Raw genomic sequence first — 13,975 nt, forward strand, 5'->3', positions numbered from 1 at the left:
GTCCTTATCTGGAAAGTTGTTTAGAGATAGCAACCACATAATTTCTCAGTGAAATAGCTAACACACTAAGTAGCAATGACAGGATTCCCACCCATACGACGTATCGTGTTCCCCATTCTAATATAAATACTCCACCTACGGCAGCACCAAAGGTTGTTCCTAAATTTGCAGATGTTAAAAATAAGCCATTCGCAAAATCTGGAGCCTCAGGAGTTGCAGACATCATCAAGTATTGATTGAAGTTACCTCCTATTCCTGCTAACACCCCCCAAATCACAGTAATAATAGTCATAGGTATGCTAAACTGACCAAATAGGAAAAATACGATGTAAAGAGTCCCTAATGTGAAAGGGAAAGTTATGATTGATTTCTTCGCATTTTTGGTTAGCAATTTCCCTGCTATTACGTTCCCAACCATATTGGACCCACCGAATAGAATTAATATTAAACTAATGGAATTTGCAGACATTTTCGTAACCGCACTCAGATATTCAGCTAAGTAACTATATATACCAAATACTGCTGAGTTCAGTAAAATGACCGCTGCAATGGATAGCCAGGTGACTGATTTCTTCAATACACTTATTTGAGATCCATAGGATAGCCTTTCTGTAACAGGCATCTTGGGTATGAATAATAATGTAGCCATAAGCACCACACCATTAACAAGGGCAAAGAAGGCCATCGCCATTTCAACAGAAACGGCAGAAGCTATAAAGCTCACGATGGGTACCCCGACGACCATCGCTGCAGATACTCCAATAAAAACCTTTGAAACAGCTCTTGGAGCGTCCTTCTTGCTAACCGAGGCTGCAGCCACCGAAAAAGCCATTGAACAGTAAATCGGATGAAATAAGGCCGGGATTACACGAGCGATTAATGCAATTGTAAAGTTAGTTGTAAATATGGACACGATGTTCCCGATAAGAAAAACGCCAAGCACAAGAAGCATGACCTTTTTCCGGTTCATTCCTGAAAACAACAAGGGCATTGTCGGGCCGGATACTGCAACAGCCAATGCAAAGCCACTTACAAGCAGGCCTGCTTGAGATACACTGACTTTATAGTGGTCCGCAAGGGCGGGTAAGATCCCGATTACTCCCATCTCGGTATTTATGATTCCGAAAACTCCTGTGGTTAATATGACAAGCAATAATGGATTATGCTTGGCCAAGAAAACAACTCCCAACTTATGCCTTTTCCTTCTTAAGCTTCTCAGTAATCGAGCGAAGCCTCCTTATTTGCCATGGTCACTTTTCTTTTTGTCATTCAAGTTATCTCCCCCATCTCTATATGAATCCAACTGAATAAACAACATGATTTGTTTAATCAACATTCATCTATTATTATAGAGGTGAGAAGTGCACATTCAATGGTTAAAAATTATCGATCTGTTGATATATCAACAGATCATTTGAAATTGTTGATTATGTTAGATGTTTAGGGGGGATAGAAATGGCAAAGATGGACCGGAGAATTCAGAAAACACAGGAAGCTTTGAAGAATGCAGTTATTGAGCTGATGGGCGAAAAAGATTTCGATAATATCACCATCCAGGACATCGCAGACCGGGCTAATCTAAACCGTGGTACCATTTATCTGCATTATCAGGACAAATATGATTTATTAGACAAACTTATTGAGTCACAAATCAATGAACTGGAAGAGATGGATAAATGGGCATGTGATGAAGACTGGATGGACGCTTTTATTCCTTATTTTGAATATTTCAAGCAAAACCATTTATTTTTTTCCACCATGTTGACCAGTAAAGGGGCTGGTCCATCCTACTTTAGAACCCGGCTACTTGCTCATTGTATAACAGGATTTAAAAGTGAGATTGATAAGGAGAGCGGCAAAAATAGTAATTTAAAGGATGATGTAATTCTACAGTATGCTGGGACCGCTTATGTAGGCGTAATCGAGTGGTGGATTCTGAATGGTATGCCCTATCCGCCGCAGGAAATGGCCAAACAAGTGGGGGCCTTGCTAGAGAGAAGTCTATAACCCCATTAACACTAAGACGCAGTTACTACATCTCGAAGCGTTTTTTCTTTATCCGCTTAAGGGGTTCCGGTGCAGTCATTATGACGGCTCAATAGATAAATCCGTTACCTTTGGATACACTCATCAGAAAGACCCTTCCGGATTCCCGGAAGGGTCTTGATCTTACAGCTTCTATTCCACGGACTTCAACGCCTCAATCATATGAATCCGTTTGAGCTTCATGTGCATGAAAGCCATGACGATGCCCGAGAATACCATGGTTAAGAGAGCGGCATAAATATAGCTCGGCCACTTGATGATCGGAGCGAACATCGTCGCATCCAGCTCGGCCGTCTGGAGGACGAAGCTGTGCAGCACGATGCCGAGACCCGAACCGGCCGCAATGCCGAGCAGAGTCAGCAGGATATTTTCCCGGTAAATATACATCGTCACTTCGTTGTCATAGAAGCCCAGCACTTTGATGGTTGACAGCTCGCGGATGCGCTCGGACACATTGATATTGGTCAGATTATAGAGTACGACAAAAGCCAGTGCCGCCGCAGACACAATGAGCACCAATGTAACAACATCCATACTCTTCATAGTCTCGTCGAAGGCCGTGCCTACACTGCTGGAGAAGCTGGTTGCGGCAACACGCTCATTTCCCGTCAGCTTTTCGCCGAACCGGTCTTCCCATGCGCTATCCTGTGCGTTATAGTTCAGCAGAGATGTGTTGAACACAGCTTCTTTGCCGAATACGGAAGAATAATACACCGGTGTCATATATGCGTAGTGCATTACATAGTTTTCCGTGATTCCCGTGACATTAATGTCAAATGACTCGTTCTTGTTATCTACCAGGGTCAGGGTATCTCCCGGTTCAAGCCCGTACAGCTTGGCCAGCTTCTCGGAGATTACAGCCCCCTCGTCCGTAAGCTTCTGTGCTTCACCGCTGACCCGGTCACGTAGCTCCACAAAGTCAGATAAGGTATCAATGGATTCCGGGATGAACAGATTCACATCCTGGTCATTTACACCTTGGGCACGAGCGGTCATCGTTTCCTGTGCCGCATCCAGCGTTCCGGTTATGGCGGACTCGCCGCTGATCAGCTGCTTGTAGGATTCCTGCGCAGCGGCAGACGCATCGGTATGCAGCGCTACAAGCGCATCGTATTTCATAATGACGCCGAACTGCTGCGGGGCGATGCTGGCGATTGAATCCTTGAGGCCGAATCCGGTCAGAATCAGCGCCGTACAGCCAGCTACGCCGAACACCGTCATGAACATCCGCTGCTTGTAGCGGAACAGATTGCGCGCGGTAACCTTCTGGACGAAGCTCAGCCGTTTCCACGCAAACGTTATCCTCTCCAGAATAATCCGCTGTCCGCTCTTCGGCGCCTTCGGACGCATCAATACAGAGGCGTTGCCGCGCAGCTCTACCCGGGCAGCAAACCATGCCGTCAGCGTGGTGCAGACCAGCGCCACAATAACGGAGATGATCGAATACGAAGGATAGAAGCTCTTGATGAGATCCGGCAGATTATAGAGTGAGCTATACGCATTAAAAATAATGGCAGGCAGTAGGCTGAAGCCTACGGCGAGGCCGACCGCCGATCCCGCCAGGCTGGCAAGCGTGCCATAGACCAGGAACTTGGCCATAATGTCGCTGTTGCCGTACCCGAGCGCTTTCAGTGTGCCGATCTGCAGCCGGTGCTCCTCCACCATCCGCGTCATTGTCGTCAGGCTGACCAGTGCTGCAATCAGGAAAAAGAATACCGGAAACACGCTCGCAATCGCCGACAAACGGTCCGCGTTGTCTTTATATTCGGCATAACCCGGATTTGTGTTACGGTCTGTGACATAGATTTTGGGCAGCTCCAGCGCTGCCAGCTGCCGCGCCGCTTTCGCGATCTGCTGCTCGGTGGCAGCCAGTTCCGCACGCCCTGTAGCTAGTTCCGCCTCCCCTTCTGACCGCAGCTCGGCAAGCCGTGCTTCCGGTACGCCCGACATCGCTTGCTCCACCGCTTTGGTATGCTGCGCCATAAGGGACTCATACTCCGCACTGTAGGCTTTCACCCCGGCAGTATCCTTGAAAGACAGGTATGCTTCCGTATATACCGGCAGCTTAAAGTCCGATGCCGGAATAGCGGCGAACGCATCGGCCGTTCCTTTGCCGATCGTGCTGGTGCCGCGGTTGCTTTTCTCAATAAACTGGGGACTCCGCACAAAGCCCACTACCGTATACTCCAGCTTCCCGAAGCTCTCCGCCAGATCGGCATCCGTTCCGTTCCCGGTAAATACAACTTTGTCGCCCAGCGCATACTCGCCGGCCAGCACGTCATCCAGCACAATTTCCCCGGAGCTTTCCGGCAGATGCCCGTCCATCAGGCGGTACTGGTTAAGCGGCTTATCGTTATTGTAGGAATAGACCTTAAGAATCACACCGTTATCGCCGGCGAACACGTCCGCGTTGTAGCCCGGCTGCACCTCATCGACCTCCGGCACATCCTTCAGAAGCGCAATATCATCTTCTGTCAAGCCATAGGTGCTCTGCACCTTCAGGTCCATCAGCCTCGTTTCCCGGTAAAAGCTCCCGGCGGTATCCAGCATATCCGGCCCGGCCGCCTTGATTCCGGAAAAAAAGCAGACGCCCAGCATAATGATCGCAAAAATCGAAATAAAGCGGGCTTTGGTATGCCCGATCTCCCGGAAAATATCCTTCCATAAAGCCCGTTTGTTCATAACTGTCTTCTCCTTACCATTCGATATCGTCAACAGATACCGGTGAAGGATTGATGACCATCTTCCGAACCTTAGCGTTGTTAATCTCAATCACCCGGTCTGCCATCGGCGCAATGGCCAGATTATGTGTGATGACGATAACCGTTGTCCCGGTGTTACGGCAGGTATCCTGCAGCAGCTTCAGCACCTGCTTGCCGGTATTGTAGTCAAGCGCTCCCGTCGGCTCGTCGCAGAGCAGCAGCTTCGGCTGCTTGGCCAGCGCCCGGGCAATGGCGACGCGCTGCTGCTCCCCGCCGGACAGCTGGGCCGGGAAATTATTCAGCCGCTCCCCCAGCCCCACATCCTCCAGCACCTTGCGCGCATCCAGCGCACGCGGGGAAATCTGCGAAGCCAGCTCGACATTCTCCAGTGTAGTTAGATTTGGTACCAGATTGTAGAACTGAAACACGAAGCCCACGTCATTGCGCCGGTATCCGGTCAGCTCCTTGGCACTGAATTTGGCAATATCGGTACCATCTACAATAACCTGGCCTTCGTCGGCCGAATCCATCCCGCCCAGAATATTAAGCACGGTCGATTTACCTGCACCGCTGGGTCCGACAATAACCGCAAACTCACCTTTATGAATCTCAAAATCAATCCCGTCATTGGCGACAATCACACTCTCACCCATTTTATAGCGCTTATACTCACCTTTTACAGCAACAAAACTCATTCCTCATCCCCCTGTTTCTATCTAAGCCAAGCCCACATGCTGCTTCCAATCCATACGGCGCACTATTCAGCTGCACTCTTACATTCCAGTTTATCATAAATATAAGGTCCAAGCCCGCCGGGGCTTGAGCAGAGTGAAGATTCAGCGCTGTTCCTCTGGTTCCATCACGCACAAAAAGAAGGGTATCCTAAGCAGCCATTCCCGGCTTATGGGATACCCTTCTCTTGTACATACAAAAGCCGCGCACAGCTCCACAGCTCTACCCATTTAGTAGGGTGTTTTGTACATCTTAGTTGGTCCTGTTCATATATACTGCCGTTCTCCAGTTTGTGCTGCTTTCTCCACAACATCAAGTAACTGATGAAGTTTGACTGCATCCGCGAAACTTGGTGCTAAGGATGTTCCTTCCTGGATGTCTCGGGCAAACTTATGGTAAGCCTGAGCGATATTCAGAACGAATCCTGAGTCATTTTTAAGGGAATCCGGTACCCAGTAATAGGAAGCGGGAATTGATAATTCATGTAACTCTTGGTCCGCAGGTCCTGCTCCCCGCAATTGATGTGATCCGAATTGAATCGAAGCAGGCGCACTCAGCACGATCGTACCCTTGTCTCCAAAGATCTCAAGCGTAAGTCCTGTCTGATGTTTGACTCCACCTTGAATATGAACGCTGGCTGCTGAACCGTTAGTCAATTTTCCTGTAATCAGTATTTGATCATCCGTCGTCTTCTTAATGACTTTGTGGATATCCACCAATTCGACTTCAGGAAACTGTTGTACTGTGACGGCAGAAAGTTCTGTAAAGCCCCCAAGCATGTAGGTAAATGCATCCAGATTATGCCCTCCTACAATGGTGAGCAAGTTCCCTCCAATCTTACGATCAAATAAGTACGCAGTAGACTTTTCACCCACGCCACCCATCCCGTCAATAAATATCTTTAGATTAGCAGACAATACTTTTCCAACATAACCTTCAGCCAATAAATCTTTCACATACTGAATTGCCGGGGCCTGTCTGGCCTGCAACCCAATTGCATTTGGCAACTGGCCGGAAGCTGCCCATTCCTGCATTTCGAGCGCTTCAGCAGTATTTGATCCCAGTGGCCATTCGCAATATATTGGTTTTCCAGCAGGAGCAATGGCTTTAACGGCATTATAATGTTCCTTGACGTTAATACTGACGACTACCATGTCCACATCGGGATGTTGGGCCAAATCCTCCATTTGATCAAAGCCGTGAGTTGCCCCGAAAGCCTCGGCGCTCTTCTTTGCGCTATCCATATTGCTCGTGCCGACTGCTGTAAGCTCATATTCATTCAGATGTTCAATAGCTGGAATGTGTGTGCCTTTTGCCCATCCGTTATTAATCGAACCGCCAATAATACCTGTACGTATTTTTTTACTCATAAAAAACAGCTCCTTATTTTGAATTTTGGTCAAATCCTACGCATATCTATTCATAAGCTTTAACTCTTGATGTCTGTTCAGGATAAAAATCAGCTATCATCATTTCGTCAACCCCTGACTCTTTAGCTTTGGCTCTTAATGTTACATCTACATTCTCAATGCTTCCGATAACAAATCGACCACGATTGTATTCCCTAACTCGTTCTTTCTCGGGTGTGTACTCATGGATGCAGCTTCCTCCAGACTGGGAAAAGAAAGATCGGGGTTCATACTACTCATGTATTTTATTTAGCTTGCTAACTATATCTTTATACTTGAATGAACTTTCTTTTCATCAACTAACTTGGATGGGGTGACATCATTACCCTCACGATCAACCACAGAGACCGCGAGCATAGTTGTTAGAAGTTGTCCCCGGATCATTTTCAAATAATTTTGCCGAAGTTCCATCTGTTCTAATTTCTCCTGGTCGGACAGACCACTATTATTTTGTTTTCTGCTTAATTCATTAATTCTGTCCAGAAATGGGATCATCATGTTCGTACACTCCTCTGTTTTAAATTGTGGAAACAAGCTTGATTGTACTTGGCAAATCTGAGCTGAGAATAACTAATATCTCTCGGATATATTTAGCAAGCTAAATATATTTCGGAGAAATAGAGAGCTATAATATATTACTCTCCATTTGTTGCATTAATTGTTTTAATATCAGCCGATCTTTCTTAGAAATGGATTTAAGTAATTTTTCCTGCTGCTGTCTCCATTTGATCTCAACCGGTGTCTCTAATTCTTTGCCTTTGTCCGTTAGAAAAATGCGCATTATCCTTGCATCTTTTTCATCACGTTTACGATATATAAAGCCGTTCTGCTCCAGTGATTTAACCATATTCGTTACCGTAGGCGGTTCGCATTTTAAGTGTTCACATAGTTGCATTTGTGTTACCCCATCACCCAACCACAGACGATACAGCAAATTATCTTGCCCTACATAAAGGTTAAGTTCCCTGAGAGATTCACTATAGTTTCGACGCATTTGGGAGGATATCCTATCTAACGACTGTCGAATATCACAATCCACTGCATCTGTCATGAATTATCCCCCTCCCTTATCATCCAATTATATTTAGCAGACTAAATATATCACGGTGAAATACAGATGTCAATTTAGCTAAAGGTCATCAAAGGATATATCCGGTACAACGAGGATCCATTTCATAAGCTATTTTCGACGTTCCAAAGCTTCTCCTTCCGTTAAGGTCAAAATATTTATTGCAAGTGGAACAATGTTCCGTATATAATCGGAACATAGTTCCACTTGTCTTTAGCTGTAACCATTTAGCCGAAGCTGGACACTATTGGAACCAAACTGAGCTCATTGTGCCGGACAAACTCGTCTTTCTGTCACTAAACCAACAAAGAAGGGATTTTTATCATGAAAACAAAGATTAGTATCACCAGTCCTATCATCTCAGTAAAGCCCATCGTGTTATCTGCTCCAGAACGTGGCGAAGATCTACAGATACGGGTATCTGCTCCCGCAACCGGAAGCGAATTGCCTGTTATCATTTTCTCGCACGGCTTTGGCTGGTCTCTGGACGGGTACGGCCCACTAGCCGACTTCTGGTCTGCTCACGGCTTTGTCGTCATTCAACCTACCCATCTCGACTCAAGAACGCTGAACATTCCTCCTGATGATCCGCGTACACCAATGATATGGCGGCATCGAGTTAATGACCTGAAGCATATTCTTGACCAGCTTGATCTTATCGAAGCTTCTGTTCCTGGTCTCAGCGAGCGACTTGACCGGAGCCGTATTGCCGCAGCCGGACATTCCTGGGGCGGCCAGACAGCGAGCATGCTGCTGGGCGCACGAGTTCTTGATGCCAATGGCGAACCGGGAGAAGATATGTCCGATTCAAGGATCAAAGCAGGCTTACTGCTTTCCACAACCGGCACGGGTGGTTCAGATCTGACTCCATTCGCAGCCGAGCACTTTCCTTTCATGAATCCAAGCTTCGCAGACATGATTACACCAGCTCTCGTGATCGCGGGTGATCATGATCACTCCTTATTATCCACCCGGGGACCGGACTGGTTCACAGATCCATACTTCCTGAGTCCAGGTAGCAAGAGCCTGCTAACTTTCTTCGGGGCAGAACATTCACTCGGCGGCATTCCCGGTTACAGCGTCACCGAGACAACGGATGAGAGCCCCGAACGGGTCGCCCTGATTCAGCAACTCACGCTGGCTTATCTTCGGAGTGCACTTGGTTTTGACGATACCAGTTGGCCGGAAGCCTGTGCCGCTTTCGAAGAAAGCGACAATCCGCTGGGCCGCATTGAATCCAAGTAAGTTCCCGCAGGTGCATGATATGCACGGTCCATTATTATTTATTCGGTAATCGGCACCGGATTAGACCTAATTGTTGTAATAAAGGAGCTCTCGTTAATTATGGAAAATAAGATTGGTACACCTGCTCCATTCCTTTCGTTCAGTCCGGTGGTGCTTTCAGTTCCCGGCCGCGCCGTAGATCTGCAGATGCGAGTTACCGCGCCTGCAACAGGAAGCGAACTTCCGATAATCCTCTTTTCGCATGGGCATGGCTCTTCAAATCACCTCTCCTCACTGAACGGATATGCCCCGCTCGCCAATTTCTGGGCGGCGCACGGATTTGTAGTCATTCAGCCTACCCATCTGGACTCTAAGACACTAAGCCTTAATTCTAATGATCCCGAAGCGCCGCTGTACTGGCGATCGCGGGCTTGGGACATGACACAGATCCTTGACCAACTCGACGTGATTGAGAACACTGTTCCTCAGCTGCTCGGACGCCTTGATCGAACCAGGGTCGTCGTGGCGGGACACTCGATGGGTGGGTATACCGCAAGTTTGCTGCTGGGCGCTAGACTCACTGATCCTCATGACGGAACAGAGGTGAATCTGACTGAGCCCCGGATCAAGGCGGGTCTGCTGCTCGCTGCACCAGGCAGAGGCGGCGATGCTCTCAGCGAATTCACGGCTAAGAACTATCCCTTCTTCATGACCACAGATTTCTCCGAGATGAAGACACCTGCACTTGTTGTTGCCGGTGATATGGACCGTTCTCGCCACCTGACGGTTATGGGTGCAGACTGGCATACCGATCCATTCGTCCTCTCCCCCGGCCCCAAATCACTGCTCACCATTTTCGGAGCAGAGCACGGACTCGGAGGGATTTCCGGATATGACGTCGCCGAGACAACGGATGAGAGCCCCGAACGGGTCGTACTGGTCCAGAAGCTTACGCTGGCTTATTTTCGTCATGTGCTGGGCCTCGAGGATACCGGTTGGCCGGAAGTCTGCGCCGCTCTAGAAGAAAGCGACACTCCACCAGGCCGTATCGAATCCAAGTAAGAATTGCACTACCTGGTGAAACTGCCAGTCAATTATTGAAGAAAGTGCATGGGAGTCTCAACGAAACAAAAATAGAGGAACCAATTTTTCCGGTTCCTCTTTATCATTCAACTGTATATGATCATGGCAGTGGCAACAGGAACTTGACGCGTTCCTGCTTCCATTTTTTGTACTATATATTATTCTGTACAGAGCCGCTGAATTAGTACAGCAGCTTTGACCTGCCAGCTCGATTTGCAAGAGTTAACTTTTACTGTAGGCTAAATTGAATTGAATTGAAATGAAAAACGTTAGGGGTGGGTATGCCCTGACAGGCTCGCACGGTAACGAAGCCCATCTATAAGCAGAGAAACCATTTGCCGTGCCTGCGAGGAATCTCCGTTTTGTACGGTCGAACAGAGGCTGGCGACCGCCCGCAGCAAAACATCTGGATCGACATCGGCACGCATCTCGCCGGCAGCAGCTGCGGTTTCCAGCAGGTTTCTCAGCACGGGATTTAGCCGCTTATCGAAATAAGCAGGCAAGGTCTCGTAGGCCGGGTTGCCTGAGTGCAGCGCCGCCGCGAGCCCGCGCTTAGCAGCTATAAAGTCCACGTACCGCTGCATCCACCGCGCAAGTGCCTCACCGGGCTCATATTGGGAAGCCAGATCCTCCGCAGCATCTGCGCAGGCATCGACCTCCTGACGGAAGACGGCCTCAATCAGATTCGAACGCTGCGGAAAATGACGGTATACTGTACCGACGCCAACACCAGCCTTCTCCGCAATCTCCCGTACAGGAGCATCCACTCCCGAGGTCGCGAATACCGACATTGCAGCCTGAAGCAGTGAATTGATGTTGCGCTGCGCGTCGGCACGCACGTGTCGATTATTATGTTCACGAGGCTTCAAGCCATCACTCGAACCTTCCGTTTTGTTGTTCATCAAGTAACTCCTTCCGTAAAGCTAATTCTCCATGTATATTTCCAGAATACATCTGCTGCTGTATATCCAAATAATTATACTATACTATTAGTGCCCATACGACTCAATCATCGATTGCTGCAGATTCAGTCATACTTATGTTCACACTATCTTTTCTGATAGTACCTATCAATAAAGTGCGTACTATATTTTTATTTGCACTCCTTTTATACTAACCTTACCTTAAAGAAAAGGAGAGAAAAAAATGACTAATGTCAAAACTTACAATCACGATCTTTGGGATCATGGCATCACCCAGGGCTACAGCGTCAACGGCACCATCTACATTTCGGGACAATTTTCCCACGATACGGAGGGTGCGTTCGTTGGCGAAGGCGATATCGAGGCACAGACCCGACAGACGCTGGAGAATCTCGATCGCGTGCTAGCAGGCTTTGGTGTCACGAAGTCGAACCTCGCTTATGTGGAGGTCTATCTGACCCACGCGCAAGAGCATTTCGAGCCATGTATCCGGCTGTTCATGGAATACATGGGACAACACCGGCCGGCCGGCAGCTGCATCGGCGTGAACTACCTGGCGTCGCCTGAGCAACTGATCGAAATTAGCGCCGTCGCACACACGGACTAACTCGGTCCCCGCGATCGGTCGGGCTTCTAAAAGGCGCGACCCTATTGGCCCAAAGCGGAAGGGCATCGCAAAAATTCTGACTGTTTCGACGTCTATCGTCGCACACTGATAGAATTAAAGAACTATCTGAAGAAACAGATATAGTTGGATCAGACAATGATCTGCTTAATCATAAAAATACACTCACGCCCTTTATGTTTGCGAGAGTGTATTTTTATGTGGCAGCAAGTGCAAAAAAACTTAAATTTAATAGACAATTATGTAATCGGTAATTCGGAACATGTTCTTGTCTCTCGACAACTGTAGATAATTTATACATTTGTCGTCATTGACCATTTCTTTTTTCCAATGGTAAGTTTCGACCCATAGCCCCTCTTCTAACTGAATTAAAGCTCTTTTTACTTTGGCCAGTGTTAATTATCATCTGTTAAACTAACCTTTACATCGTTATAATAAAGTTTCGAGCTACACTATAGTCAAGGGGGGGATGAATCAATTTCAAACGGGTGTCAGCAAATATACTCTGTTTCACAATGATCGCTTGCGTATTCTTTCTACAGAGGTAAAAGCATCGATGCGGCAGTAAGCTAACGGTCAGAGTCTGCGAATCCATTTGCAAATATTTCAAATAATCATTAGCAAAGATTCTGCATGAACCATTAAAAATGGTATCCTCAAAAAAGTGAAGGGGCAGCATAGCCTTATGAAACTAGGACATATAATGATTTTCGTCAATGACATGACAAAGGCGAGATGGTTTTATTCTGAAATGTTGGGTCTGCAAACACTGTTAGAGCAAGAAAATAAGCTTGTGTTTGCCCTTGACGGCTGCCAGCTTATAGCCTTTAAGTGTGAAAAGACCAAAGAAATTGGAGATTATTCAAACGAGGCTAGAACAGTTTTGGTGTTTGAGGTCGTATCTGTTGATCAAACTTATAAGGAAATGAAGGAAAAGGGTATTCAATTTTTGCATGATGAACCCACTCAAGGGCGATATGCTGCTTTCGTTGATCCGTTTGGTAACGTGCATGAAATCGCGGAATCGTTCAATTGAGAGTCGCTAACTTTGTTACAAACAACGTGGTGAAACATTTTACAAAGGTATTGCACTCCTTCAATATAATTTAGTTTTTTAACGGGTAACGATAGCATTCAATAAAGTAGCGGCAGTCTAAGACTTATTTTCTCGTCCAGGACTGCCGCTTTGATCAACAATATAACCTCCGGAATAGTCATCATCTTCTGTAATCGAGAATCTGAATGAACAAAAAGACCCTGGTGTATGAATAACAACTCGGAGCTTACGAGGCCTGGATTGTTGTACAATAGGCAAGATTATCGTCATTTGGCTTGCCTAGAGCTCACATTGTTGTACAACGTGCACAACTCTCGCCCATATAGCGTGGTTAGGACATGCATTGTTGATCGTGCGATTCGGTATGGGGCTCTCTGCGGACATGATGAGGTCCCTTCACGATCTATCCACGGCTGATGTGGACAGGAAATCTATTGGGGAGGATTCGTCTATTTAGCAGGACAAACGGACAGAGATTCCGCTATTGGGGAGGATTCGGCTATTCAGCAGGATAATCGGACAGAGATTCCTCTAATTGTCCTATCTCCCTTCATTCTAGGCTCAATCGAACGATATAACGGCTCCTGAGTCCGAATCCCCCAGGAAAGCAGACTTTTTCGCAAAATAGGGTCTTCTCTGTCCGCTTCACTCCGCGGGTGGAGCCCAATCCCCCAGCACCGCTATATCATCTGAAGCTTCCAAGATATCCACACTTTTGGGCATTGCATCATTTCCTAAACAAAAACAAAAACCACTGTTATATAATCAACAGTGGTTTCATGTGCTTGGCGACGTCCTACTCTCCCAGGACCCTTCGGTCCAAGTACCATCGGCGCTGGAGGGCTTAACGGTCGTGTTCGGGATGGGTACGTGTGGAACCCCTCCGCTATCGCCACCAAACGGGCATTTGCGGTGCAAATGCATAATTCAGGTCTCAGCATCGCCAAATGCTGAAAACAATATCTTCTCCCTGCAATCACTTGGATTGCAAAGTTTAGATCTTGATTCCTGAAAACTGAATCCGAATCGAATTTGCGTTCTATATTTTTGGATAAGCCCTCGACCGATTAGTATTGGTCAGCTCCATGCATTGCTGCACTTCCAC

Annotated in this window: 12 protein-coding genes and 1 rRNA gene; 5 read left to right on the top strand and 8 right to left on the bottom strand. The window is 47.2% G+C overall.

All coding sequences use genetic code 11. The annotated features are described in order from the left end of the window. Positions 1–4: 4 nt before the first annotated feature. On the bottom strand, positions 5–1,174 hold the full coding sequence (locus IEY53_RS30785; protein ID WP_189031651.1) for an MFS transporter: 1,170 nt from the start codon (positions 1,172–1,174) through the stop codon (positions 5–7). 281 nt (positions 1,175–1,455) lie between these two features. On the opposite strand from IEY53_RS30785, the gene IEY53_RS30790 reads away from it, so the two are divergent. Further along, positions 1,456–2,007, top strand: a complete 552-nt coding sequence (locus tag IEY53_RS30790; RefSeq protein ID WP_189031653.1) for a TetR/AcrR family transcriptional regulator — start codon at positions 1,456–1,458, stop codon at positions 2,005–2,007. Between the two features lie 171 nt (positions 2,008–2,178). Here IEY53_RS30790 and IEY53_RS30795 read toward each other — a convergent pair whose 3' ends face one another. The 5 genes from IEY53_RS30795 to IEY53_RS30815 all read right to left on the bottom strand — a co-directional run bounded on the left by IEY53_RS30795 (position 2,179) and on the right by IEY53_RS30815 (position 7,940). After that, the gene (locus IEY53_RS30795; protein ID WP_189031655.1) at positions 2,179–4,728 is read right to left on the bottom strand and encodes an ABC transporter permease; all 2,550 of its coding nucleotides are present in this window, start codon (positions 4,726–4,728) and stop codon (positions 2,179–2,181) included. Between the two features lie 13 nt (positions 4,729–4,741). Beyond that, positions 4,742–5,443 carry an ABC transporter ATP-binding protein gene (locus IEY53_RS30800; protein WP_189031657.1) on the bottom strand — a complete coding sequence of 234 codons (702 nt, stop codon included), beginning with the start codon at positions 5,441–5,443 and terminating at the stop codon, positions 4,742–4,744. Between the two features lie 303 nt (positions 5,444–5,746). Continuing rightward, entirely contained in the window at positions 5,747–6,850 is a 1,104-nt protein-coding gene (locus IEY53_RS30805; protein ID WP_189031659.1) for a Gfo/Idh/MocA family protein, read from the bottom strand. Between the two features lie 300 nt (positions 6,851–7,150). Further along, positions 7,151–7,384: a DUF896 domain-containing protein gene (locus IEY53_RS30810; protein WP_373293963.1), complete on the bottom strand. Its 234-nt coding sequence runs from the start codon at positions 7,382–7,384 to the stop codon at positions 7,151–7,153. A gap of 130 nt (positions 7,385–7,514) precedes the next feature. Further along, a complete protein-coding gene (locus tag IEY53_RS30815; RefSeq protein ID WP_189031663.1) occupies positions 7,515–7,940 on the bottom strand; it encodes a MarR family winged helix-turn-helix transcriptional regulator in 426 nt (141 codons plus the stop codon). Between the two features lie 342 nt (positions 7,941–8,282). Between IEY53_RS30815 and IEY53_RS30820 the strand changes: the two genes are divergently transcribed. Further along, positions 8,283–9,203 carry an alpha/beta hydrolase family protein gene (locus IEY53_RS30820; RefSeq protein ID WP_189031665.1) on the top strand — a complete coding sequence of 307 codons (921 nt, stop codon included), beginning with the start codon at positions 8,283–8,285 and terminating at the stop codon, positions 9,201–9,203. 99 nt (positions 9,204–9,302) lie between these two features. Then, a complete protein-coding gene (locus tag IEY53_RS30825) occupies positions 9,303–10,244 on the top strand; it encodes an alpha/beta hydrolase family protein (RefSeq protein ID WP_189031667.1) in 942 nt (313 codons plus the stop codon). Between the two features lie 290 nt (positions 10,245–10,534). Here IEY53_RS30825 and IEY53_RS30830 read toward each other — a convergent pair whose 3' ends face one another. After that, positions 10,535–11,134 (bottom strand): TetR/AcrR family transcriptional regulator, encoded by a 600-nt coding sequence (locus IEY53_RS30830; RefSeq protein ID WP_229696440.1) that lies wholly within the window; start codon positions 11,132–11,134, stop codon positions 10,535–10,537. Between the two features lie 277 nt (positions 11,135–11,411). On the opposite strand from IEY53_RS30830, the gene IEY53_RS30835 reads away from it, so the two are divergent. After that, on the top strand, positions 11,412–11,795 hold the full coding sequence (locus tag IEY53_RS30835; protein WP_189031671.1) for a RidA family protein: 384 nt from the start codon (positions 11,412–11,414) through the stop codon (positions 11,793–11,795). 703 nt (positions 11,796–12,498) lie between these two features. Then, on the top strand, positions 12,499–12,849 hold the full coding sequence (locus IEY53_RS30840; RefSeq protein WP_189031673.1) for a VOC family protein: 351 nt from the start codon (positions 12,499–12,501) through the stop codon (positions 12,847–12,849). A gap of 804 nt (positions 12,850–13,653) precedes the next feature. On the opposite strand, the gene rrf is transcribed toward IEY53_RS30840, so the two are convergent. Continuing rightward, positions 13,654–13,770 (bottom strand): 5S ribosomal RNA (gene rrf / locus IEY53_RS30845). Positions 13,771–13,975 lie beyond the last annotated feature (205 nt).

The sequence above is a fragment of the Paenibacillus albidus genome (assembly GCF_014644435.1).
Taxonomy (GTDB): Bacteria; Bacillota; Bacilli; order Paenibacillales; family Paenibacillaceae; genus Paenibacillus_AQ; species Paenibacillus_AQ albidus.